General features: G+C 73.9%; 24 protein-coding genes. 14 read left to right on the forward strand and 10 right to left on the reverse strand.

What is annotated here, in order from left to right:
* Nucleotide 1: 1 nt before the first annotated feature.
* The 4 genes from H958_RS43505 to H958_RS0116395 all read left to right on the forward strand — a co-directional run bounded on the left by H958_RS43505 (nucleotide 2) and on the right by H958_RS0116395 (nucleotide 3100).
* Nucleotides 2-727: a class I SAM-dependent methyltransferase gene (locus H958_RS43505; protein ID WP_051324372.1), complete on the forward strand. Its 726-nt coding sequence runs from the start codon at nucleotides 2-4 to the stop codon at nucleotides 725-727.
* 118 nt (nucleotides 728-845) lie between these two features.
* On the forward strand, nucleotides 846-1358 hold the full coding sequence (locus H958_RS0116385) for an LURP-one-related/scramblase family protein (protein WP_028059461.1): 513 nt from the start codon (nucleotides 846-848) through the stop codon (nucleotides 1356-1358).
* 323 nt (nucleotides 1359-1681) lie between these two features.
* Nucleotides 1682-2056, forward strand: a complete 375-nt coding sequence (locus tag H958_RS48225) for a GNAT family N-acetyltransferase (RefSeq protein ID WP_051324373.1) — start codon at nucleotides 1682-1684, stop codon at nucleotides 2054-2056.
* Between the two features lie 381 nt (nucleotides 2057-2437).
* Nucleotides 2438-3100, forward strand: a complete 663-nt coding sequence (locus H958_RS0116395) for an alpha/beta fold hydrolase (protein WP_028059463.1) — start codon at nucleotides 2438-2440, stop codon at nucleotides 3098-3100.
* Here H958_RS0116395 and H958_RS43510 read toward each other — a convergent pair.
* Both H958_RS43510 and H958_RS0116405 read right to left on the reverse strand, forming a co-directional pair.
* A complete protein-coding gene (locus H958_RS43510; protein WP_051324374.1) occupies nucleotides 3067-3648 on the reverse strand; it encodes a GNAT family N-acetyltransferase in 582 nt (193 codons plus the stop codon). The genes H958_RS0116395 and H958_RS43510 overlap by 34 nt on opposite strands.
* Nucleotides 3649-3651: 3 nt before the next feature.
* On the reverse strand, nucleotides 3652-4200 hold the full coding sequence (locus tag H958_RS0116405) for an XRE family transcriptional regulator (RefSeq protein WP_028059464.1): 549 nt from the start codon (nucleotides 4198-4200) through the stop codon (nucleotides 3652-3654).
* 32 nt (nucleotides 4201-4232) lie between these two features.
* Between H958_RS0116405 and H958_RS0116410 the strand changes: the two genes are divergently transcribed.
* The 3 genes from H958_RS0116410 (at nucleotide 4233) to H958_RS0116420 (ending at nucleotide 9444) form a co-directional block, all read left to right on the forward strand.
* Nucleotides 4233-4826 carry a 2-hydroxychromene-2-carboxylate isomerase gene (locus tag H958_RS0116410; RefSeq protein ID WP_028059465.1) on the forward strand — a complete coding sequence of 198 codons (594 nt, stop codon included), beginning with the start codon at nucleotides 4233-4235 and terminating at the stop codon, nucleotides 4824-4826.
* Between the two features lie 97 nt (nucleotides 4827-4923).
* Entirely contained in the window at nucleotides 4924-6015 is a 1092-nt protein-coding gene (locus H958_RS43515; protein WP_051324376.1) for a ParB/RepB/Spo0J family partition protein, read from the forward strand.
* Nucleotides 6016-6153: 138 nt separating this feature from the next.
* On the forward strand, nucleotides 6154-9444 hold the full coding sequence (locus H958_RS0116420) for an ATP-binding protein (RefSeq protein ID WP_028059466.1): 3291 nt from the start codon (nucleotides 6154-6156) through the stop codon (nucleotides 9442-9444).
* Here the strand turns inward: H958_RS0116420 and H958_RS0116425 are convergent.
* Entirely contained in the window at nucleotides 9441-10832 is a 1392-nt protein-coding gene (locus tag H958_RS0116425) for an amidase (protein ID WP_028059467.1), read from the reverse strand. The two genes, H958_RS0116420 and H958_RS0116425, sit on opposite strands and share 4 nt — an antisense overlap.
* Before the next feature lie 48 nt (nucleotides 10833-10880).
* Complete coding sequence (locus H958_RS0116430; RefSeq protein ID WP_081685953.1) at nucleotides 10881-11846, reverse strand: G1 family glutamic endopeptidase; 966 nt, start codon at nucleotides 11844-11846, stop codon at nucleotides 10881-10883.
* Between the two features lie 260 nt (nucleotides 11847-12106).
* On the opposite strand from H958_RS0116430, the gene H958_RS0116435 reads away from it, so the two are divergent.
* Genes H958_RS0116435 through H958_RS0116445 form a run of 3 tightly spaced genes read left to right on the forward strand, consistent with a single transcriptional unit; the run spans nucleotide 12107 to nucleotide 14188 of the window.
* Entirely contained in the window at nucleotides 12107-12478 is a 372-nt protein-coding gene (locus H958_RS0116435) for a hypothetical protein (RefSeq protein WP_028059469.1), read from the forward strand.
* A 1-nt stretch (nucleotide 12479) separates the two neighbouring features.
* Nucleotides 12480-13385 (forward strand): heavy metal-binding domain-containing protein, encoded by a 906-nt coding sequence (locus tag H958_RS0116440; protein ID WP_028059470.1) that lies wholly within the window; start codon nucleotides 12480-12482, stop codon nucleotides 13383-13385.
* The gene (locus H958_RS0116445; RefSeq protein ID WP_028059471.1) at nucleotides 13382-14188 is read left to right on the forward strand and encodes a heavy metal-binding domain-containing protein; all 807 of its coding nucleotides are present in this window, start codon (nucleotides 13382-13384) and stop codon (nucleotides 14186-14188) included. The genes H958_RS0116440 and H958_RS0116445 overlap by 4 nt, the downstream gene beginning before the upstream one ends.
* On the opposite strand, the gene zwf is transcribed toward H958_RS0116445, so the two are convergent.
* The 5 genes from zwf to H958_RS0116470 are packed head-to-tail and all read right to left on the reverse strand — an operon-like array spanning nucleotide 14181 to nucleotide 18105.
* Complete coding sequence (zwf, locus tag H958_RS0116450; RefSeq protein ID WP_028059472.1) at nucleotides 14181-15551, reverse strand: glucose-6-phosphate dehydrogenase; 1371 nt, start codon at nucleotides 15549-15551, stop codon at nucleotides 14181-14183. The genes H958_RS0116445 and zwf overlap by 8 nt on opposite strands.
* 30 nt (nucleotides 15552-15581) lie before the next feature.
* The gene (locus H958_RS0116455; protein ID WP_028059473.1) at nucleotides 15582-16190 is read right to left on the reverse strand and encodes a TetR/AcrR family transcriptional regulator; all 609 of its coding nucleotides are present in this window, start codon (nucleotides 16188-16190) and stop codon (nucleotides 15582-15584) included.
* A gap of 10 nt (nucleotides 16191-16200) precedes the next feature.
* On the reverse strand, nucleotides 16201-16986 hold the full coding sequence (locus H958_RS0116460) for an SDR family oxidoreductase (RefSeq protein WP_051324377.1): 786 nt from the start codon (nucleotides 16984-16986) through the stop codon (nucleotides 16201-16203).
* Between the two features lie 45 nt (nucleotides 16987-17031).
* Nucleotides 17032-17613 (reverse strand): isochorismatase family protein, encoded by a 582-nt coding sequence (locus H958_RS37900; protein WP_051324378.1) that lies wholly within the window; start codon nucleotides 17611-17613, stop codon nucleotides 17032-17034.
* 60 nt (nucleotides 17614-17673) lie between these two features.
* On the reverse strand, nucleotides 17674-18105 hold the full coding sequence (locus tag H958_RS0116470) for a group III truncated hemoglobin (RefSeq protein ID WP_028059475.1): 432 nt from the start codon (nucleotides 18103-18105) through the stop codon (nucleotides 17674-17676).
* Nucleotides 18106-18193: 88 nt separating this feature from the next.
* Between H958_RS0116470 and H958_RS37905 the strand changes: the two genes are divergently transcribed.
* The 4 genes from H958_RS37905 (at nucleotide 18194) to H958_RS0116495 (ending at nucleotide 21784) form a co-directional block, all read left to right on the forward strand.
* Nucleotides 18194-19012: an ABC transporter ATP-binding protein gene (locus tag H958_RS37905; RefSeq protein WP_231379270.1), complete on the forward strand. Its 819-nt coding sequence runs from the start codon at nucleotides 18194-18196 to the stop codon at nucleotides 19010-19012.
* On the forward strand, nucleotides 19009-19764 hold the full coding sequence (locus H958_RS37910; RefSeq protein WP_051324379.1) for an ABC transporter permease: 756 nt from the start codon (nucleotides 19009-19011) through the stop codon (nucleotides 19762-19764). Before H958_RS37905 ends, H958_RS37910 begins: the two co-directional genes overlap by 4 nt.
* A gap of 46 nt (nucleotides 19765-19810) precedes the next feature.
* The gene (locus H958_RS0116485; protein ID WP_231379271.1) at nucleotides 19811-20560 is read left to right on the forward strand and encodes an alpha/beta fold hydrolase; all 750 of its coding nucleotides are present in this window, start codon (nucleotides 19811-19813) and stop codon (nucleotides 20558-20560) included.
* A gap of 357 nt (nucleotides 20561-20917) precedes the next feature.
* On the forward strand, nucleotides 20918-21784 hold the full coding sequence (locus H958_RS0116495) for a membrane protein (RefSeq protein ID WP_028059477.1): 867 nt from the start codon (nucleotides 20918-20920) through the stop codon (nucleotides 21782-21784).
* Here H958_RS0116495 and H958_RS37915 read toward each other — a convergent pair.
* Nucleotides 21781-22608: a MarR family winged helix-turn-helix transcriptional regulator gene (locus H958_RS37915; RefSeq protein ID WP_037410355.1), complete on the reverse strand. Its 828-nt coding sequence runs from the start codon at nucleotides 22606-22608 to the stop codon at nucleotides 21781-21783. The two genes, H958_RS0116495 and H958_RS37915, sit on opposite strands and share 4 nt — an antisense overlap.
* Nucleotides 22609-22612: the final 4 nt, after the last annotated feature.

The raw sequence follows: 22612 nt of genomic DNA on the forward strand, positions 1-22612 counted from the left end.
GATGAACCTCGACGCGCTCTGGCACGACCTCGAGTGCGGCGCGTACCGCGAGGATCTGCAGCTGTGGCGAGCGCTGGCCGCCGAGACCGGCGGTCCTGTGCTCGATGTAGGGGCGGGCACTGGCCGCGTGACGCTCGATCTCGCCGCCCGCGGCATGGCGGTGGTCGCGGTGGACGTCGACGCGGCGCTGCTCGAAGCGCTCGAGCGCCGCGCCGCGAGGTTGCCTGTCGAGACCGTCGTCGCGGACGCGCGCCGGCTCGCCCTCGACCGGCGATTCCCGCTGGTGCTCGTGCCGATGCAGACGCTGCAACTGCTTGGGGGAGCCCCCGGGCGCGCGTCCTTCCTGCGCCGCGCGCTGGCTCATCTCGAGCCCGGCGGGCTGCTGGCCGCCGCAGTGGCCGACGCCATGGACTGCTTCGACGAGGAGCACGACGTGCCGCCGCCTCCCGACGCCTGCGAGATCGCCGGCGTGCGCTATGCGAGCCGGCTGCTGGCGGTCGTCGACGAGGGCGGCCGCGCGGCCATCCACCGCCGGCGGGAGATCATCGGACCAGGCGAGCGCGTCGAAGCCCACAGCGTGGTGGTCCGCCTGGACCGCGTGTCCGCCGATGAGATCGCGGCCGAAGGCTGCCGACTCGGCTTCCACGACGAACGCCGGCTGTACGTACCCCAGTCCGAGGAGTACCTCGGATCGACGGTGATCGCGCTCCGCGCACCGCGCCGATAGTGCTCCTCCTTCGCGGAGGGGTGTACGCATCCTTGCGCCGACTGCCGATGGCACTCAGCCTGAACGTGACGCGACCGCGGCGCGGCGCGCGCCAAGCGGGCGCCGCGAAGGAGTACGCATGGCACGACTACGGCGACATCACGACCTCGGCGGGACGCGCTACCGGATGCGCGAGAAGGTCTTCGCGATCGGCGACGACTTCTGGATCGACACCGAAGACGAGCGGCACGCGTTCAAGGTCAACGGCAAGGCTCTGCGGCTGCGAAGCACGTTCGTGCTCGAGACGCCTGCGGGCGACGAGCTGCTCACGATCCAGGAGAAGAAGCTGCGCGTCCGCGACACGATGGAATTGGAGCACGACGGACGGACGGTCGGCACGGTGAGGAAGGCCCTCATCTCGCCGTTGCGCGACCGCTTCACGATCGGGCTCGGCGACGGCCGCGAACTGACCGCCAAGGGCAACATCGTCGACCACGAGTACGAGATCGAACGCGACGGCCACGAGATCGCCGAGATCTCCAAGCGCTGGTTCCGGATCCGCGACACCTACGGGATCGAGATCGCGCCCGGCGAGGATGACGCCCTCATTCTCGCCGCGGCGGTCTGCATCGACGAGATGGCGCACGACTGAGGCCGATCGCGACCTCGCCGCCCCGGCTGGTCGCGCTCCCGCGATCAGCCGCGCGGTCTCGCGACGTGCCCTCGATGGGGCGGGACGAGCCCCGACGAGCGCCTGCCGGTGCGCGCCGTGGCGGACGCGGGCGGCCACCCGATGCTGGAGGACCCGCCCCTCCGGCGACGGCGGCGCGAGGACCGCGGCGGCGGCGCGTGCCCGCGATACCCCGCGGACGCGTCGCAGGATCGGCGAACTGCGCTGGTAAGGGATGCGGGTCAACCGGCCCGCAGGTGTCGAGCCGATCGCCTCGCGAACGGCAGGCCCGAGATACTGTCGGCGTGAGTGCACCACTGTCGACGCTCGCGCTGACTTCCTGCGAAGTCGAACTGCGCCGTGCCGGCCTAGAGGATCTACCCGCCATCGTCGGGCTGCTCGCTGCCGACCCGCTGGGCCGCTCCTTCCAGCTCTCCTTCATCCCTGGCCTGGCACGCCGGGGTGCACTGCGGGCGCAGATCGAGGCGGTGCGCGTACGCGAGGAGTACCGCCGTCAGGGCCTGGGTGCAGCGATGCTCGAGTGGGCGATCGGCGAGGCTCGCCGCCGCGGTTGCGCCTTGATGCAGCTCACGACGGACAAGACTCGTACCGATGCCCATCGCCTCTACGAGCGCCTGGGCTTTGTCGCCTCCCACGAGGGCCTGAAGCTCGCGCTCTGACCGACCCCAGGTCGCTCACGAGGCCATCCGCGCTCACCCATAAGGGCGCTCGGCGGGGCGTCAGGGGACGCACGCCGGCGCACGCCGGCCGGCTGTCGAAGGCGGCCTAGGAGCCGGCGACGCCACCGCGGGCTCGCGGTGCTCGGCGATCGGCGGCGGCCGTCTCCGCGTCGAGCCGGCGCTGGAGAGCCGCGGCGGAAGCGCCGTCGCCGGCGAGACGGCGGAGCGCGCGCAGCGCGCCGCCGGAACGCCTATAGATCGATGATCCGTCATTGATATTCGCGACACGCGATGATGGCGGAGCAAGGCGGTCACCCGCGGGCGCGCACGATCGTCGATCCTTCGCGATGAGTCGCCGAGGCCGATGTCGTTTCAATTCCCATGAGCTGCTTCCTCTTGATCCCCGGCGCCGGCGGCGCCGGCTGGTACTGGCATCGCGTCGTCGCCGAGCTGCGCCTCGCCGGGCATGTCGCGATCGCGCCGGACCTCCCCGGCGACGACCCGTCCGCCGGACCGCGCGAGTACGCGGATCTCGTGGTGGACGCGGCCGCCGGGCAGGACGACGTCGTGCTCGTCGCACAGTCGATGGGCGGGTTCACCGCGGTGCCCGCGTGCCGGCGCCTGCCGGTCCGGCGGCTCATCCTGCTCAACGCGATGATCCCCGCGCCCGGCGAGACGGCCGGCGACTGGGGGGAGCACACCGGCTCCGAGCCGGCGCGCGTGGCGGCGGCCCGGGCCGGCGGCTACCCGGAGGCGTTCGACGCGGAGACCTACTTCTTCCACGACGTGCCGCCGGAGGTCGTCGCCGCCGCCGAGGCGCTGAAGCGACCCGAGCTGGACGTCGCCTTCGAGCAGCCGTGCGACTTCGAGCGCTGGCCCGAGGTCGAGACGACGGTGCTGTGCGGACGCGACGACCGGTTGTTCCCGGCCGCGTTCCAGCGTCGCGTCGCGCGCGAGCGCCTGGGGCTCGACGCGCGCGAGATCCCGGGCGGCCATCTCGCCGCGCTGAGTCAGCCCCAGGCGGTGACGGCGGCGCTGCTCTGACCCGCGCCGGGGGCGGCCCGGACGGTATCGCGGTGCTCGCGCATCGTCCCCTCGCCGTCCAGTCCCTTCCTCAGCCACGAGCCCGAGAGCTCGATCACGTCGCCGTGGGAGCCGGTGACGCTGCATGGGCCGAGGCGGCGGACCAGCGCGAGCGCTCCGCGGTTGCTGCGGTACAGGGTCGCGCTGAAGCGGCGGATGCCGGCGCGCAGCGCCCGGTCGCGCAGCGCGAGCATGAGCGCCTCGCCGACGCCGCGGCGCTGCCACTCGTCGACCACGCTGACGGCGAGCTCGGCGAGCTCGAAGTCGCCGGTGCGCACGTAGCGCGCGACGCCGATCGGGGCGCGAGGGACCGGCGAGAAGGCGATCAGGGCGCCGTGGTGCCAGTGGTCGGGAGTGCTGAGGCGATCGAGCTCAGCCGGGTCCAACCGCCGCTTGACGGCGAGGAAGCGCTGGTAGCGCGACTGCTCGCCCAAGCGGCTGAAGATGAACGCCAGCGCCGCGCGATCCGAGGCGGCGAGGTCGCGGATCAGCAGCTCGCCGGGGTCCATGGCTCAGTCCGGCATCCAGGTCAGCAGCAGCGCGCGCGCCGCCTTGCGGCCGGCCGAGTAGAGGTGCGGGACGTCGGCGGGAAAGGCCATGTAGTCCCCGGTCCCGAGCTCCGTGCTGCGCTCGACGGGCCCGGCGATCACGGGTCCGTCGAGCACGTATAGGCTCGCCCGCGCGCCCTCAGGGTTCGGCTCGACCTCCTGCACCTGGCGGGCCTCGAGCGCGATCACCGCGACCTCGTGCCCGTCCGCCGCCTCCAGCAGCAGGTGGGCGAGGCCGTCGCGCTGCCCGAACCGCGCCCCGGCGGCGCGGACGACGCGCACGTCGCCGAGCGGAAGCTCGCCGAGCAGCTCGACGACGGAGATCCGCAGCGCCGATGCAAGCGCCGCGAGCGTCTCGACCGTGGGGTTGGCGCGGCCGTTCTCGATGCCGGACAGCGTCGCCTTGCTCATCGCGGTCGCCCGCGCGAGCTCGGAGAGGGAGAGATGGCGCGCGATCCGGAGCCGCCTGAGGTTCGCGGCAAGGACGTCCTGTACCTCGCGATCGGCTATCATGGGGAACGAGTCGTTCATTTTAGCGAACGCAGATGCCGGAAGTCAGCTTCTACTTCGATCTCGGATCGCCGTACGCGTACCTCGCCGCGGAGCGCCTGGGGAGGCTGATCCCCGAGCCCGTCGAGTGGCGGCCGGTGCTGCTCGGAGGGCTGTTCAGGCTCACCGGGCGGAGCTCGTGGGCGCTCGGCGACCACCGGCGCCGCCAGGCCGGCATGGCCGAGATCGAGGCGCGGACGCGAAGCTACGGGCTCCCGCCGATGCGCTGGCCCGACCCCTGGCCGACCGACTATCTGACGGCGATGCGCGCCGCGACGTACGCGTTCGCGGTGGGGCAGGGGCGCGAGTTCTGCTTGCAGGCGTTCCGCGACGCGTTCCAGCGCGGGGCCGAGCTGGGGCTGCTCGCCCACGTTCTCGAAGGCGCCCGCCGGGCCGGGCTCGACGCACGCGAGGTCGAGGCCGCGACACGCGACGAGGAGATCAAGGCGACGCTGCGCCACGCGACCGATGCCGCCTTCGAACTCGGGGTCATGGGCGTGCCGACGCTGGCCGTCGGCGGCGAGCTCTTCTGGGGCGACGACCGGCTGGAGGAGGCGGCGGCGCACCTTCGTGGCGTCACGGCCGCGTAGCCCGCGATCGGGCGGCGGCGCCACGCCGGGATCGCCTCGCCGCTGATCGACGTGTGCCGCTGAGACCTCCGGCGCGTCTGCTTGGATCTCGCCGCTGATGTCCGTCGACAAGCTGCAAGAAGCCGAAGAACACGTCGCGCAGATGCGCGAGGAGGCCGCGCGCGAAGAGCGGGCGGCGCGTGAAGCCGATCTGCGCCAGGAGCCCGTCGCCGGGACCGCCGGCAAGCCGCACCGGCCGATCACCGCTCCGCTCGCGCAGGTACGCGTGATGACCAACATGAGGACGGGCGCGCTGGAGGATCTGCACGAGCTCGCGGTCTCGATCCGGGAGACGGGGCTCCTGCACCCGCCGCTCGTGCGCGCCACGGATGACGCCGAGCAGCCGTACGAGCTGCTCGCCGGGCAGCGCCGGTTCGCCGCGATGCGGCTCGTCGACGAGGCCGAGGACGCGCCGCGCGAGTGGCGCTTCACGCTGATCGACGACATCTCGCGGCGCGAGGCGCTGACGATGCAGTTCGCCGAGAACTTCCATCAGAGCAAGCCCGAGCCGGTGCAGTTCGCGCGCGCCGCGCGGCTGATCATGGCCGAGGATCCGTCGCTGACCGCGGCCGAGGTCTCGCGCATCGTCGGCGCGCCGCCGGCGTGGACGCGCAAGGCGCTGCGCCTGCTGGAGCTGCCGGAGGCGATCGTCGAGCGCGTCGAGCAGGGCGACCTCTCGTTCACCGCCGCCGATCTCGTGCGGCGGGGCATCGCGCGCGGGAAGGTGACCCCCGACCGCGCCGAGGAGCTGGTCGAGGCCCACGCGGACGGGGGGCTGAGCGGCACCGAGTTGAAGTTCGGCGTCGGCTACGTCCCGCCGGCGCCGGAGAGCTACGCCGAGACGTCGGACCGGCTCGACGTGGCACGCCACGCCGCCGAGGCGCCGCCGCGCGAGCGGGTGGAGCGCGACGAGCCGGCCGAGCCCGCGCCGGCGCCGGCGCCGCGCGCGGCCGAGCCCGCGCGCCCGGGCGACGCCGAGCTCGACGGCTTCGTCCTCGGCGCCTTCCTCTTCCACGCCGCCACCCCGCGCAGCCGCAAGCTGCTGCGCATCACGAGCGAGGCCGACGCGCACGCCTACGCGCGCTCCCTGCACCCGCGCGAGCGGTTGCCCGCGCTGCGCTCTTTCGCGCGGGAGGCGCTCGACGCCTAGGAGTCTGTTGATCTTCGATCCGGCGCCGCGGGCGTGCCGCATCGCGCGGCGGGGAAAGTTCAACAGGCTCCTAGGTCATACACCTAGCCGAACCGCCTGCACCGGGCGCCGGAGGGCGCGGTAGCGTCCCGCCGACCGGTGACGGCTCCATGGCGCATCAGGCTCTGCGGCGAGCTGACGGTCGAGCTCGCCGGCGAACGGCGGGACGCGGCCCTGCGCGGGCGCCAGGGCCGGCTGCTGTTCGCGTACCTGGTCCTGCACCGCGCGCGGCCGGTGCGCCGCGACGAGCTGATCGAGGCGCTGTGGGCGCACGACGGAGCACCGCCGAGCGAGACGGCGCTCGCGCCGGTGCTCTCGCGTCTGCGGCGTGCCGTCGAGCCCGCGGCGGTCGAGGGGCGCGACACGCTGCAGCTCGTGTTCCCTCCGCAGGCATGGGTCGACGTCGAGGTGGTCGCCGGGCTGGTCGCGGCGGCGCGGAGCGCGCGCGGGAGGGAAGCGGTCGCGGCCGCGACTGAAGCGGCCGAGCTGGCCGCACCAGGGCTGCTGCCCGGCTTCGACGCGGCGTGGCTGGCCGGCCCGCGGGCGGATCTCGAGGAGCTGCGCGCGGAGGCGCTCGAGCTCGCCGCGCAGGCGGGCCTGCGGCTCGGCGGCGACGCGCTGCCGGGCGCCGAGCGCGCCGCCCGCGCGGCGGTCGCAGCGGCGCCGTTCCGCGAGTCGGCGCGTGCGGCGCTGATCGGCGTGCTCGCCGCCCGCGGCAACGTCGCCGAGGCGATCCGCGCGTTCGACGACATCCGCGTGCTGCTGCGGGAGGAGCTCGGCACCCTTCCTGGACCGGAGCTGATGGCGCTCAACGACCGCCTGCTCGCGCAGCCCGCTCCCGCCCCGGCCCGGTCGCGGGCCACGCCCGCCGACCTCGTGGAGCGCGAGGCGGAGCTGGATGCGATCGCCGCGGCGCTGGAGCGGCTGGCGTCCGGACACGGCGGCGTGCTCGCGTTCGAGGGCCCCGCCGGGATCGGCAAGACGCGCCTGCTGAGCACCCTGCGCGAACGCGCACTGGCCGCCGGCGCGACCGTGCTCGACGCGCGCGCGAGCCTGCTCGAGCGCGAGTTCGGCTTCGGCGTGGTGCGCCAGCTCTTCGAGTCAGCCGCCGAGGCGCCCACCGGGGCGGCGGCGTCCGCGGGCGCCGTGTTCGGCGACGGCGCGGCCGCCGCCGGCGACGGCCTGTTCTCGCTGCTCAACGCGCTCTTCCACTACACGGCCGCCTTGGCGGCCCGCGGCCCGCTGGTGCTGTGCGTCGACGACCTGCAGTGGAGCGACCCGGCGTCGCTGCGCTTCGTCGCCTACCTCGCCCGCCGCATCGCCGGGCTGCCGGTGCTCGTCGCCACCACCGTGCGCACGGGCGAGCCGGGCGTCGACGAGCTGCTGCTCGGCGAGATCGGCCAGGACGCCGCGACCGCGGCGATCCACCCGCGCCCGCTGACCGCCGAAGGCACGGCCGGGCTGGTCGGCGCGCACCTCGGCGGCGTCGCGGACCCCGCCTTCGCGTCCGCCTGCCTGGAGGTGACGGCCGGCAACCCGCTGCTGCTGCGTCAGCTGCTGACGGCGCTGGCCGCGGAGCGCGTCGCGCCGGTGGCCGAGCACGCCGCCTCGGTCCGCGCGATCGGGCCGCGGGCGGTCTCGCGCACTGTCCTGCTTCGCCTCGCCCGCCTGCCGGAGCCCGCGGCCGCCGTCGCGCGCGCCGTCGCGGTGCTGGGCGAGAACGCCGGCCTGACCGCCGCCGCCGGCCTCGCCGAGATCGAGGAGCACGAGGCGGCCGAGGCGATCGATGCGCTGGCGCGGGCGGAGATCCTGCGCGCCGAGGAGCCGCTCGGGTTCGTGCACCCGCTCGTCCGCGACGCCGTCTACAGCGAGCTGCCCGCCGCCCGGCGCGGGGTTGAGCACGCGCGTGCGGCGCGGCTGCTCGCCGGGCTTGGGGCGAGCCCGGAGCGGATCGCCGCGCAGCTCATGCTCGCGCCCGCCCGCAGCGACGCCTGGGTCGTGGAGCGGCTGCGCGAGGCCGCGCGGGTGGCGATCTCGCGCGGGGCGCCGGACGCCGCGCTGGCCCACCTCCAGCGCGCCCAGGAGGAGCCGCCGTGGCCCGACGTCCGCACGCCGCTGGCGCTCGAGCTCGGCGCGGCGGCCGAGTTCGTGCGCGGGCCGGCCGCGGTGGAGGCGCTGCGGCGCGCGTACGGGGGACTCACCGACCCGGTCGCGCGCGGCGAGGCGGCGATCATGCTCGCGCGCACGCTGCTGTTCATGGAGACGCCGGCGGAAGCGATCGCGGTGGTGGACGCGGCGCGCGACGAGCTCGGAGCCGAGCACGAGGATCTCCACCAGGCGCTGCACGCACTCCGGATCGTCGGCGTCTTCTTCGGCGTCGCCGACCCCTCCGACCTCGACTCGCTCGAGCCGGTGCGGGTGGGTCCGCGTGGGACGGGCCCGGGCGCGAAGACGCTGACCGCGATCACGGCGTACGCGCTCGCGCTGCAGAGCGGCGACGCGCTCGAGGCGGCCGCGCTGGCGCGCGAGGCGCTCGACGGCGACGAGATGCCCGCGTTCGACCGCGGCATCTTCACCGTCCTGCCGGCCGCCGCGCTGGCGCTCGCCGAGCCGGCCGCCGCGGAGCCCGAGTGGCGCCGGATCCGCGCGTTGGCGGGACGTCGCGGCTCGGTGCTCGACGCGATCGGCGCGGACCTCTGGGGCGGGCTGACGAGCATCTGGATGGGCGACCTGGCGACGGCGATCGAGCGGCTCGAGCGTGCGATGGAGGGCGAGGCGCTGTTCGGCAGCTCGGTGAGCGCGCATATGGGCTACACGCCCGCGTTCCTCGCGCTCGCCTGGCAGGAGCGCGGCGAGCGCGACCGCGCCTGGGCGGCGCTCGGACTGACCGGCGACCACACGGGCCCGTCAGACGGCGAGCGCTTCTGGCTCGCCAGCCGCGCCGAGCTGCTGCTGGCCGAAGGCGAGCACGCCGAGGTGCACGCGATCGCCGGCCAGCTGGCCGGCACCCGGCCGGAGGACACCCATCCGCTGTGGTCGCCATGGCGCAGCCTGCGCGCCCGTGCGGCCGCCGCGGCCGGGGATCGCGACACGGCCTCGCGCCTTGCGGCCGAAGAGCTGGCGCTCGCTCGCCGCGGCGGGGCACCGTGGGTCGTCGGGCGCGCGCTGCGCCTGGTGGGAGCGATCGCAGGCGAGGCCGCGCCGCTGCGGGAGGCGGTCGCGCTGCTCGACGGCACCTCGGCGCGCCTGGAGCGCGCCAAGGCGCACGCCGCGCTCGGCGACGTGCTCGGCGACGCGGCCTCGTGGCGCACCGCCCTGGAGCTCGCCGAGCGCTGCGGCGCCGACGGGCTCGCCGCGCGCATGCGCGCCTTGCTGGATGAGCAGGGCTAGAAGGCGCCCGCGCGCTCGAGCTGGGCGGCGAGCCGGAGCAGCACGGTCTCCCCGGGCGCCATCAGCTGGATGCCGATCGGGAGTCCGTCCGTCGTGGCCGCGAGTGGCAGCGAGATCGCGGCGAAGCCGGACACGTTCGCCATCGCCGTCCAGCCGGTGGTGGCGAACTCGACGCGGAAGAACTCCTGCGTGGACCCGCGCGGCTGGTTGAGGTGGTGCAGCGGCGGCGGGCCGTCGCTCAGCAGCGTCGGGACGAGCAGCGCGTCGTAGCCGTCGAGGCCCTCGGCGAAGCGGCGGCCCTGCGCGTGGACGGTCGCGATCGCGCCGGCGTAGCGCTCGCCCGTGACCGAGCGGCCCTCCTCGAGCATCTCCCACGCGGTCGGCTCGAGCTCGTCGCGCTCCGGCGGGCGGCCGAGCACGTGCTGCGCGAGCGCGTAGAGCTCGAGGTTCGAGACCTGGTGCAGGACGGCGACGGCGTCGACGACGGCCTCTGGATCGAACGCGGGCGCGCCGGGGGAGAGCTCGTGGCCCAGGCCGGCGAGCGTCGCGGCGGCCGCCTCGAGCGCCGCGCGCACGGCGGGCTGCGTCGTCGACGCGAACGGGCCGTCGGCCGTGTGCAGGATCCGCAGCGGCGGCGGATCGCGCTCGATCGCCGTCAGCCACGGCTCCGCGGGAGGCGGGGCGGCGTACGGATCGCCCGCGGCGGGGCCGGCGCTCGCGTCGAGCAGCGCCGCGCAGTCGCGCACAGTGCGCGTCAGCGCGTGCTCGTTCACCAGGCCCTCGAGCCCGTGGCCGGCGCCCGGCGCGAACGTCTTGCGCCCCCGCGCGGGCTTGAGCCCGATCACGCCGCAGCACGACGCCGGCACGCGGATCGACCCGGTCCCGTCGCCGCCGGACGCCGCCGGGACCAGGCCGGCCGCGACCGCGACGGCCGAGCCGCCGCTCGACCCGCCCGGCGAGCGGCCCGGCGCGCGCGGGTTCACGGTCGGGCCGGACAGGACCGGTTCGGTGGTGCAGTGGTTGCCCCACTCCGGCGTGTTCGTCTTGCCGGCGATGATCAGGCCGGCGGCCAGATAGCGCTCGACGACGACCGCGCTCTCCGCCGACACGTGGTCGCGCAGCGCGACCGATCCCATCCGCTCGGGCGTCCCCGCGAGCGGCCCGCCGAGGTCCTTGAGCAGGAACGGCGCACCGGCCAGCGGGCCCGCGGGCAGCGGTCCGGCCGCCTGGTCGCGCGCCCGCTCGAACAGGTCGCAGATCACCGCGTTGAGCTCGCGCGCGGCCTCGATGCGCCCGATCGCCGCGTCGAGCAGCTCGAGCGCCGTCGCCTCGCCGGAGCGCACGAGCTCGGCGTGGCCGATCAGATCCAGCGTCGCCAGGTCATGCATCGCCGCGACAGTCTCACCGGCGCCGCCGCCTGCCGCAAGCGGCCGCCGTCAGAAGCCGAGGCCGCCGTCGTAGCCATAGCCGCCGTCTCCGTACCCGTAGCCGTAGCCGCCGCCGTAGCCACCGCCGTCATGGCCCCCGCCGCCATAGCCGTAGCCCGGCCCGCCGTCGCCATAGCCGTAGGGCGAGCCGCCGTAGCCGCCGGTCTGGTCCTGGGCCTGGTCGGCCGCCTGCCAGGCGACGGAGAATCCGCCGCCGTCCGAGGAGACCGTGGACGGGATCGCGGACGCCGTGGACGTGCTCCCGGCGCTGTCCGTGCCGGATCCGAGCTCGCCGCCGGCGAGCCCGCCCGACGCGCCGGGCGAGAGCTGCATCGGCGTCGCGCCCCAGTCGGAGATCGAGCCGGTCTGGCCGTCGCCGGTCGCCGACGCTCCGGTGAAGGAGACCGTGCCGAAGTCGGCCAGCGGCAGCGTCTGGCAGCGGCCGGTCGCCGAGCCGGAGCATGCCGACGGCGCCTCGGCGATCCATTCCGCCGACGAGGTGTCCGGGTTGTCCATCGAGAGCGTCTTGTTGAAGCTCTTGCCGGTCGTCCGGTTCGTCATCGAGATCGAGACCTGGTTGCCGTCGACGCCGACCGCGGCCGAGACCGTGTCGCCGGGCTTGACCGGCAGGTCGACCGTCACCGGCGCGGCCGGGACGAGCTCGTACCAGGCGCTGTACTGCGGCGAGCCGCCTGAGCAGTCCACCTCGGTGCCGGTCTGCTCGAGCTCATTCGACTCGCCGGTCGCGCCGCCGATCCCGACCCAGAACGCGGCGTCGCCGCTGCCGCTGTCGCAGGTCGCGTCCGGCTGCACCCAGGTCCCCGACACCTTCGAGAACTGCGCGCCCGTCGCCGCGTAGCCGGCCCAGTTGGAGCTCGCCTGCGCATCCGTCGCGGTCGCCGCCGAGGCGGAGGTGGTCATCAACGCCGCCGCGGCGAGGGAGAGCCCGGCGGCCCCTAGCAATCGTCGTGTCATGAGAACCGAGGATGCGGGCACTCACTAACCGCGCGGTTGACCTGTGGTAAGCCCGCCCTCAACGGCGGTGAAGAAGCTCGATCCCGGGAAGGATCCGTGTCCATGCCGGACAGGAGATCGCCGAAGGACCTGCTCCGCGAGCTCGACGCGAAGCTGCCGGCCGTGCGACAGCTCCCGTCCGGCGACGGCGAGCCCGCGTGTGGGTCGAGCGGGAATGACTCCCATCCGGCGCTCATGATCCGCCCGTACGCTCGGGCGACATGGCGGAGGACTCGTTCGACCTCGACGCGGCCGGGCTGCGGGCCGGCGGCGCCGACGTGACGACCTACGTCGAGGTGCTCGCGCGCAAGCTCGAGGACGCGCTGCCGCAGCAGACCGAGGTGCGCCGGCGCTCGAAGGGCCTCCTGTCGCGGGAGAAGGTCGTCGACACGATCGAGGTCACGCTCGGCGAGCATCGCTACGCGCTCAATCGCGACGGCGAGGCCACGCGCGCGAAGGAGGTCCGCGGCGTCGTGATCAAGCGCGAGAGCGTCGGGCTCGACGAGTGGGTCGGCGGTCTGGCGGAGCAGCTGCGCGAGCTTGCGGCTACGAACGCGCAGGCGCGCGCCGCGCTCGACCGGCTGGTGGGCTGAAGTGGGCTTCCTCGACCGGCTGCTCGGCGGCGGCGACGGCGAGGACCCGGCGGCCCAGGAGGACGTCGCGCGCGTCGAGCGCGGCGGCATCCCGCTCGCCGCCGAGCGGCGCATCCGCGAGCTCGCGGGCGGCGACGCGGCGTTCACGTCGGGCCTCTCGATCGCCGACTTCGCGCTCTCGCGCCTCGACGGCGTGCGCCCGGTCTGCCAGGTGATGGGCAGCTCGGTCTACAAGGTGGGCTGGCAGAGCTACCCCTGGGGCTCCGGCTGGGGCGGCGGCTCGCTCACCGAGCTGCGGCCGATCACCGACGCGTGGAACCACGCACGCCGGCTCGCCCTCGGGCGGCTCGAGGAGGAGGCGCGCCTCGCCGGCTGCCACGCCGTCGTCGACGTCATGTTCAAGGGCAACCGGCACGAGTTCCTCTCGGGCGACATCGAGATCGTCGTCAACGGCACCGCCGTTCACCTCCCCGAGGGAGGCGACGCCCCTGTGCTGACCGATCTCTCGCTGCCCGACTACACGCTGCTGCGGCGCGCCGGGTACCGCCCGGTGGGCGTCGTCGCGAGCACGTCGGTCTTCTACATCGTCCCCGGGCGGCAGACGCGCCAGGCGACGACCGGCTGGCAGCGCTTCCAGCCCAACCAGGAGCTGCCCGACTTCACCCAGGGCGTCTACGCCGCGCGCGAGATGGCGCTGGCGCGCGCCACCGAGCAGGCGAGCCGGCTGCGCGCCGGCGGTCTGATCGGCGTCTCGATCGATCACGACATCGCGATCCGCGAGGTCGACAACGGCGGCAAGCGCGAGGACCTGATCGTGACGTTCCACATCGTCGGCACGGCGATCGCGCCGGCCGGCGAGCATCTCCCACTGGACCCGATGCCGATCCTTCGGCAAGGAGCGAAATGAGCGCCTACGACCCGACGTCGCTGGAAGGGGTGCCCGAGGCCGGGCGCGGCCGCCTCGAGCAGAACAAGCGCGGCCTGTTCACCTCCGACCTCTCCGTCGCCGAGTTCCTGCTCGTCAAGGAGGCGGGGTTCGACCCGCTCGGGCTGGTGGTCGGCTCCTCGATCTACCACATCGGCTTCCAGCAGTCCTCGTGGAAGCGCAGCCAGGAGATGACGGTCCTCTCCGAGGCGATGTACACGGCGCGCGAGCTCGCGATGACACGGATGGAGGAGGAGGCCGACCAGCTCGGCGCGGACGGCATCGTCGGCGTGCGCCTGGACATCGGGCGCTACGACTGGGGCCAGGACATGGCGGAGTTCATCGCCATCGGCACGGCGATCAAGCACCGCGGCGGCGAGCTGCATCGCGCGCCCAACGGCCGCCCGTTCACGAGCGACCTGTCGGGGCAGGACTTCTGGACGCTGCTGCGCACCGGGCACCGCCCCGTCGGGATGGTCATGGGCTCCTGCGTCTACCACGTCGCCCACCGCGGGATGCTGCAGTCGTTCCGGCAGATGGGCCAGAACGTCGAGCTGCCGAACTTCACGCAGGCGCTCTACGACGCGCGCGAGCTCGCGATGGCGCGCATGCAGGCGGAGGCCGAGGAGGTCAAGGCCGAGGGCATCGTCGGGGTGCAGCTGACCGAGCGCAACCACGGCTGGGGCTCGCACGTGATCGAGTTCTTCGCGCTCGGCACCGCGATCGTCCCCTACGACGAGCTGCGCGACATCCCCGCGCCGACGCCGGTGCTCGACCTCAGCTGAGCCGCCAGCCGCAGCGGCCGGCAAGCGCCTCGGCGGCCTCGGGGCCCCAGCTCCCGCGCGCGTAGGGCAGCGGCTCCGGCGGCGCCTGGAGGAGCGGTGCCGCGCGTTCCCACAGCAGCTCGACCTCGTCGGCGCGTGTGAACAGCAGATGGTCGCCGTGCATGACATCGATGAGCAGGCGCTCGTAGGCCTCCAGGCCATGCCCGCCGGTCGCGCGCTCGACGTCGAGCTCCATCGCCGCGCGCGTGGCGACGAGCGTCGGGCCGGGGCGCTTGACGCGCAGCTCGACGGCGATCCGCGGGTCGTCGGTGAGCTCGACCACGAGCTCGTCGGGGCGCTCGGCGCCGTCGCCGTCGGCCTCGAGCAGCAGCTGGGCCGGGTCGCGCAGCGCGACCGTGACCACGCGCCGGCCCGCGGCCATCGCCTTGCCGGTGCGCAGCAGGAACGGCACGCCGCGCCAGCGGTCGTTGTCGAGCTCCACGCGCAGCGCGGCGAAGGTCTCGGTGCGCGAGTCGGAGGCGACGCCGTCCTCGTCGCGGTAGCCCTCGAACTGGCCGTAGACGGCATGCTCGGGGCTGAACGGGCGCAGGTCCGCGAACGCCGCCGCCTTGGCGTCGCGCAGGTGGCCGGCGTCGAGCGTCTCGGGCGGCTCCATCGCGACGAAGCCGAGGATCTGGCTCAGGTGCGTGACGACCATGTCGCGGAACGCGCCGGTCTCCTCGTAGAACGAGCCGCGGCCCTCGAGCCCGAGGTCCTCGGGAATGTCGATCTGCACCGACGCGACGTGCTCGTTGTTCCAGATCGGCTCGAACAGCCCGTTGGCGAAGCGCAGGGCGAGGATGTCCTGCACCGGCTCCTTGCCGAGGAAGTGGTCGATGCGGAAGATCGCCCGCTCGTCGAAGTGCTCGTGCAGCGCCGCGTTGAGCGCCTTGGCGGACGCGAGGTCCGAGCCGAACGGCTTCTCCAGCACGATCCGCGTGCGCTCGTCGTCGAGGCCGGTGCGGCCGAGCATCCCGACCATCGGCTTCATCGCCGACGGCGGGACCGACAGGTACAGCAGCGTCCGCGACCGCTCCCCGAGCGCCTCGCGCGCCTCGCGCACGGCGCGGGCCAGATCCTCGCCGTCGTCCGCCGAGGAGGTGACGAAGGAGATGCGCTTCGTGAACGCCTCGTCGCCGAGCGCCTGGATGAAGCCGTCGTCCGGGGCATGCCGGCCGGAGCCGATGATGCGGTAGTCGTCCGGCATGAAGCCCGACTCGGCGAGGCGGCGCAGGCCTGGCCACAGCTTGCGCCGGGCGAGATCGCCGCGGGCGCCGAAGAGGACGAGGACGTGCGGGTCGGAAGTCGTCGTGAGCGGGGCCATGACCGACACCATGCCCGCTCGGCGGGCGCGTTAGCGCGCGACCGGGCGCGTGTGCGCACCGCCAGGTAGTCCCGCGAGCGCCGCCTCGACCATGGCGACCAGCGCCGCCTCGTCCGCGCCGCCCCGCCCGAGCGCCTCGGTGCCGCGGTGGATCCCCAGCAGCAGCAGCCCGAGCGCGCCGGGGTCCGCGCCCGCCGCCACGTCGCCCGCGCGCTGGGCGGCCTCGATGGCGGCGGCGTAGGCGCCGGCGAGCTCCTCGTGCGCCCGCCGGGCGCGCGACGCGACGTCGGGATCGCGGCCGGCCAGCTCGGCGGTCCCGCGCGCCAGCAGGCAGCCGCGCGGGTTCTGCGCCGATCCGCGCGCGTTGGCGAGCAGGTGCTCGCGCACCCGCGCGAGCGCTCCCTCGTCCGGACCCGCGAGCGCCTCATGAAACCCGCGCACCGCGGACTCGCAGTATTCCTCGAAGATCCGCATGTAGAGCGCGTGCTTGTCGCCGAACGCGCCGTACAGGCTCGCCTTGCCGAGCCCGGTCGCCTGCGTCAGGTCGCTCAGCGACGTGGCCGCGTAGCCCGCGTCCCAGAAGCGCTCCCGGGCCGCGGACACCGCGGTCTCCTCGTCGAACTCGCGCGGCCGTCCCACCGCGTTGACCCTACGCGGTCTCCCCGCCGTCGGCGACGAGGTTGGCTCCGGTGATGAAGGACGCCCGGTCGGAGACGAGGAAGCCGACGAGCTCGGCGATCTCGGTCGGGACGCCCGGGCGGCCGAGCGGGTTGCCTCCGGCGACCGCGTCGAGCGAGAGCGAGAAGCGGTCGGCGATCGCCTGGCGGATCTCGTCGGCGCCCGGCGTGATCACGTTGCCGGGCGTGACGGTGTTGACGCGGATGCCGAGCGGCGCCAGCTCGGTGGCGAGCCCGGCGCCGTAGGCGATCAGCGCCGCCTTGGCGGCGCCGTAGTGCAGCAGCGGCGCCGGGAGCGTCAGCGCCGCGCTGGACGAGATGTTCACGATCGACCCGGATCCGCGCTCGATCATCCCGGGCAGCAGGGCATTGGTGACGCGCACGGCGGAGAGGTAGTTGAGGTCGAGCGCGTCCTGCCATTCGTCGTCGTCGATCGCGGCGGTGCCCTCGAAGTGCGGTCGGGCGGCGGCCGCGTTGTTGACGACGATGTCGACGCCGCCGAGCGCCTCGACGGCCTGCACCGCGATCTCGCGCGCGCCTGCCGCGCTGCTCAGGTCGCCGGGGAGGAAGCGGGCGCCGGCCGGCGTCGTCGGGCGCGCGCTGCGGGCCGTGGTCACGACCTCGGCGCCGGCGTCGAGCAGCCGCTGGACGATCGCGGCGCCGATGCCGCGGGTGCCGCCGGTCACGAGCGCGCGGCGGCCTTCGAGGTCGCGCGGGGTGGTGAAGGTCGCGGGCGAGATGAGGGGGGTGGTTGCCATGGCAATCACCGTATCAAGGTTTTAGTCCGATCGGTCTAAAACTCGTCAGAGCCGGAAGGGCGCGGGTCCGAGCACTCCCGAGCCGAGCAGCTCGGTCGAGCGCTCGACGGTCCGCACCCACTCGTAGGCGAGCGCCTTGCAGTGGGTGAGGGAGGCGCCGGCGTCGCGCAGGCGGGTGAGGCCGCGCTCGTGCATCTCGCCGGGCGAGAACGTCGCGTCCTCGGCGACGATCGCGCGCAGCCCGGCGTCGAGCAGGCCGACGGCGGACTGCAGCACGCAGACGTCGGTCTCGAAGCCGACGAGGACGGCGGTGCCGCGGCCCGTGGCGCGGACTGCGTCCAGGATCGCCGGCGTGCCCGCCAGCCCGAACGTCGGCTTGGTCAGCACGGGCGTGTCGGGCGCGAGCCGCATGGCGATCGCCGGGTCGGTCCGCCCGTTGCGCTCGGGCTCCTCCTCGGTCACGACGATCGGCACGCCGAGCTCACGCGCGAGCGCCACGAGCCAGGCGGCGCGCTCGAGCGCCTGCGCGGCGAGCGCGCGGTCGCCGGCGGGCAGCTCGGCGGGATAGAAGCCGGGCTGCGCGTCGACGACGATCAGCAGGCAGTCCTCATGGGCGGTCAAGGGCATCGGGGTGCAAGCATGACGCGATGACCGAAGCCGACGCCCACGGCGCCGCTACCGGCGCTTCTAGCCGCGCGGGCGGTGCATCGTCAGCGGCAGGCCGCCGCCGGCGGGCATGGGCGGGAGCGGCTCGGTGAGGCGGTTGTGGAAGGCGCGCGCGACCCGCCCGGCGTGCGACTTCGCCAGCTCCGCGCGCGGCCCCGCGAAGAGCTCGTCGACGGTCTCGCGCCAGAGCACGAGCCAGCGCTCGAAGTGGGCCTGCCGCAGCCCAGCACGCGCGTGGAGCACGGCGTGCGGGCGGAACGCGCCGCCGCTGTAGGACTGGGCGCCGAGCAGGATCGTCTCCCAGAACGAGGTGATCTGCGGCACGTGCGCCTCGAGGTCGAGCTTGGCGACGTCGGTGAAGATCCAGCCGATCAGCGGATCCTCGAGCGCGCGCCCGTAGAAGGCGCGCACGAGCCGCTCGCAGTCGGCGCGATCCTCGATGTCGTGCAGCACGTCAAGAAGACTAGGACGGGTTCGAACACGGATCGATTGAGCACGTTCGGAGAAGCCGGACGCCGCTCGCTGCCGTAGTTTGGTCCTCATGAACGAGGGATCGAGCATGGCCTTCGCCGTGGAGGCCGAGGGATTGGTGAAGCACTACTCCGGCAGGGCCGGCCTGATCGAGGCCGTCCGCGGGGTGGACCTGCGGATCGAGCGGGGCGAGGTGTTCGGCTTCCTCGGACCGAACGGCGCCGGCAAGTCGACCACCGTCAAGATGCTCACGACGTTGCTCTCGATCACCGAGGGCACCGCGCGTGTCGCGGGCATCGACGTCGCACAGGACCCGGACGCGGCGCGGCGCCGGATGGGCGTCGCGTTGCAGGAGGCGGGCCTCGATCCGCGCCAGACGGGGCGTGAGCTGCTGGTCCTGCAAGGCCGTCTGTTCGGCATGTCGGCGCGCGACGCGGCGGCGCGCGCGGGCCGGCTGCTGGAGCTGGTCGAGCTCGAGGACGCCGCCGACCGGCGCATCAAGGGCTACTCCGGCGGCATGAAGCGCCGGCTGGACCTCGCGTCGGCACTCGTGCACGAGCCCGAGGTGCTGTTCCTCGACGAGCCGACGACCGGGCTGGATCCCGCAAGTCGCCTGACCGTGTGGGAGGAGGTGCGCCGGATCAACCGCGAGGGCACGACCGTCTTCCTCACCACGCAGTACCTCGAGGAGGCCGACCAGCTCTGCGACCGCCTGGCGATCATCGACGGCGGGCTGATCGTTCGCGCCGGGACGCCTGACGAGCTCAAGGCCGAGCTGCGCGATCGTCTCGGCCTCGACGCCGATCCGACACTCGACGACGTCTTCCTCGACGCGACCGGCCGCACGCGCCGCCGCGTCGCCGGCGACGTGCAGGAGGTGGGGGCATGAGCCAGTCCTGGGTGCTCGGGCAGCGCGCACTGCGCGAGTCGTGGCGCACGCCGGAGGCGATCGCGCCGACGCTGTTCATCCCGCTCTTCTTCCTCGTCGTCAACGTCGGCCAGGCGGCGAAGATCTTCCCGTCGGCGTCGACCGAGTTCCTCAAGGGCCAGGGCTACGGCGCGTTCCAGCTCCCGAGCTCGCTGCTGCTCGCGGCGTCGTTCGGCACCGCCGCGCTGTTTCTCGTCGAGGACATCGAGGGCGGCTACTTCGACAAGCTGCGTGCCGCGCCGGTGTCGCGGACCGCACTCGTGCTCGGGCGCCTGGTCGCCGAGTTCCTCAAGGCCCTGATGATCTCGACGGCCATCGTCCTGCTCGGCCTCGCGTTCGGCATCTCGATCGCCAGCGGCCCGCTCGGCTTCGTGCTGCTGATCCTGCTGACCGCGCTGTGGGCGTGCGTGTTCGTCGGCTTCATGCAGCTGATCGCGCTCAAGACGCGCAGCGCCGCCGCGACGAACTCGGGCGGGCTGATCTTCTTCCCGCTGCTGTTCCTCACGCCGAACTTCGTCCCGCGCGACATGCTCACGCGCCCGATGGAGATCGCCGCCTCGGTCAACCCGGTGACCTACCTGATGGAGGCGCTGCGCTCGCTGATCCTCGACGATCTCGACTGGGGCAAGATCGGTCCCGGCTACGGCGTCGTGATCGCGCTCGGCCTCGTGATGCTGGCCCTCAACGTCCGCCTCATCAACAACTACGACTGACGCGCGCTTCACGCCACTGCACCGCGGCGGCTCCGGGCCGCCGCTGGTGTGCCTGCACGGCTTCCTGGACACGTGGCGGGTGTGGGATCTGGTGCGGCCTGCGCTCGAGCGACGGCACGACGTCCTGGCCCTCACGCTCGCCGGCCACGCCGGCGGCCCGCCGCTGGGGGAGGTCTCCGCGCACGCGCTGACGGACGCCGTCGAGCGCGCGATGGACGAGGCCGGCTTCGAGCTCGCGCACCTCGTCGGGAACTCGCTCGGCGGGTTCGTCGCGCTGCAGATCGCCGCCCGCGGGCGGGCACGCTCGGTCGCGGCGTTCGCGCCCGCGGGCGGCTGGGCGCGCGGCGACGACTCCTACAAGCGGCTGCTGGCCGAGCAGCTCGAGCTGTACGAGCAGACGCGGCCGCTGGCGGCTCATGCCGAGGCCGTGGTCGCGACGCCGGAGGGACGCCGCCGCGCGACGCGGCTGCTGACCGAGCGCTCCGAGCACATCCCGGCCGAGCTGCTCGCCCACCAGCTGCGCGGCGTCGCCGCGTGCGACGCCGCGGCGCGGCTGATCGAGCACGGCATGGCCTCCGCGTGGACGCTCGAGCCGGAACGGATCCAATGCCCGGTGCGGATCGCGTGGGGGATGTCGGACCGCCTGCTCCCGTGGCCGCGGGCCGCCGAGCGGTTCCGCACCGACTGGCTCCCGCACGCCGACTGGGTCGAGCTCGACGGCGTCGGTCACTGCCCGCAGCTCGACGTCCCGCTCGAGGCCTCCCAGCTGATCCTCGGGCTCACGTCGCCGGCATGACGACCCCCTAAGCCTGGATCCAGGCTCAGCGGGCCCTGCGTGGGCGCGGCGCGCGGCGAGCGCGCCGCGCCCGTGGGGCTCAGCAGCGCCCGGGCTTGCCGCCCGGCGGCAGGCAGAGCGTCTGCGTGCGCGGCGTATGGCCGCGCCGGATCGTGAAGCGCACGACCCCCATACGGCCAGGTTTGCAGGGCGCCGAGCGCGAATCTTGAAGAAGGGTTTACGTCCGCCGCTAGTCTGGCGCGAACCCGTGGCTCAAGGGCTTCGGGCGGGGAACCGATGTAGAGGAGGACTCGCCGGGGTGGTCGGCCGACAGGCGGGCAGGCGAGCACTCTTCAACGAGCTGACGTTAGGACACTTGTGTCGCTGAACCTGGGCATCCTGCTCGCACTGGCGTGCGCCGTTGCGACGCAGCTTGGCTTTCTCTACAAGCACAAGGGCGCGAACGACGCCCCGCAGGTCGACATCTGTCATCCGTTGCGGTCCGCGAAGCAGCTGTACAGCTGCAAGTGGTTCGCGATCGGCATGGCCGTCGCCTCGGGCGCCTGGTTCTTCCATGTCGCCGCGCTGGCCTTCGCGCCGCTGTCGGTCGTCCAGGCCGTCCTCTCCACCGGCGTCGTGATCCTCGCGGTGCTCGCCGAGCGGATCTTCGGCTTCCAGGTCGGCATGCGGCAGTGGATCGGCGTCGGGATGACCGCGCTGGGCCTGATCCTGCTCGTGATCACCCTCCCGGCCACGCACGGCGCGCACTCGACCTACTCGCTCGTGGGCATGATCACGTTCGAGGGCGGGATGCTCGCGATCGGCGCGCTGCTGATCAGCGGCCCGCACATCGGCGCGCCCGACCATCACCACGGCGTGATGCTCGGCGCGGCGGCGGGCGTCCTCTTCGGCGTCTCCGACGTCGCGATCAAGGCCCTCACGGGACTCGGCGGCGCGTTGGAGATCCTCGGCTCGCCGTGGCTCGCCGTCACCGTGCTCGCCTCCGTCGTCGCGTTCTACGCTTCAGCCCGCGGGCTCCAGGACGGCGAGGCCGTCCCGGTGATCGCGGCGACCTCCACGGCCGCCAACGTCTCCTGCATCCTCGGCGGCATCGTCGTCTTCGGCGATCCGATGCCCGGCGACACGCTCGGCATCGCGATCCAGGCCTTCGCCTTCATCCTCGTGGTCTCCGCCGCGCTGGTCACGCCGCCGCCGGTCCGCGCGGCGCAGGCGAACGCGGTCTAAAGCCCCAGCAGCTTCTTCAGCAGCGCGTTGAGCTCGGCCTCGCCTGCCGGGCCGATCGGCTGCGACAGCGTGCGCGTGGCCTCCTCGAGCCGGCCCGTCGCCCGCTCGAGCGCAGCGCGCCCGGCGTCCGTGACCACCAGCGCGTTCGAGCGCCGGTCGGCGGGGTCGCGCCGGCGCTCCACCAGGCCGAGCGCCTCGAGCGCATCGACCATCTCGACCACGACCGGGCCGCTGATCCGCAGCCGGTCGGCGAGCTCGCGCTGCGACGGCACGCCGCCGGCGAGGGCGGTCAGCGCGCCGAAGTGGCGCACCTCGATGCCCAACGGCCCGAGGACCTCGTCCGCGCGTGTGCGGAAGCGGTGGTGCGCCTGCGCGACGAGGAACCCGAGCCGGTGCGAGACCGCCGACTCGGGCGGTGCCACGAGCGTGCGCAGCAGCTCGATCAGGCGCGCGCGCTCGGCGGCGGTCAGGTTGGCGGTCAGCGCGTCCTCGGCGCGTTCCATGTCCGGCGTCATCGCCGCCAGCGCCGTGCGGCCCTCGTCGGTTGGGTAGAGCGCGTAGGAGCGGCGGTCGTCGGGGTTGCGGCGGCGCTCGACCAGCCCGCGCGCCTCGAGCCCGTCGATCAGCTTGACCATCATGGTGCGATTGACGTGCAGGCTGTCGGAGAGCTCCTGCTGCGAGCAGGGCCCCATCGCCTGCAGCATCGACAGCACGCCGGCGTCGCGCGGGTGCGTCCCCGCCGGGAAGGTCTCCGCCGCCAGGCCGCTGGCGCGCAGGAAGGCGGTCCGGAGGAGGTAGCCCGTGTGGTCCGTCAGCTGTGCCATTGCC

This window comes from Candidatus Solirubrobacter pratensis (genome assembly GCF_000425945.1).
In the GTDB taxonomy this organism is placed as follows: domain Bacteria; phylum Actinomycetota; class Thermoleophilia; order Solirubrobacterales; family Solirubrobacteraceae; genus Solirubrobacter; species Solirubrobacter pratensis.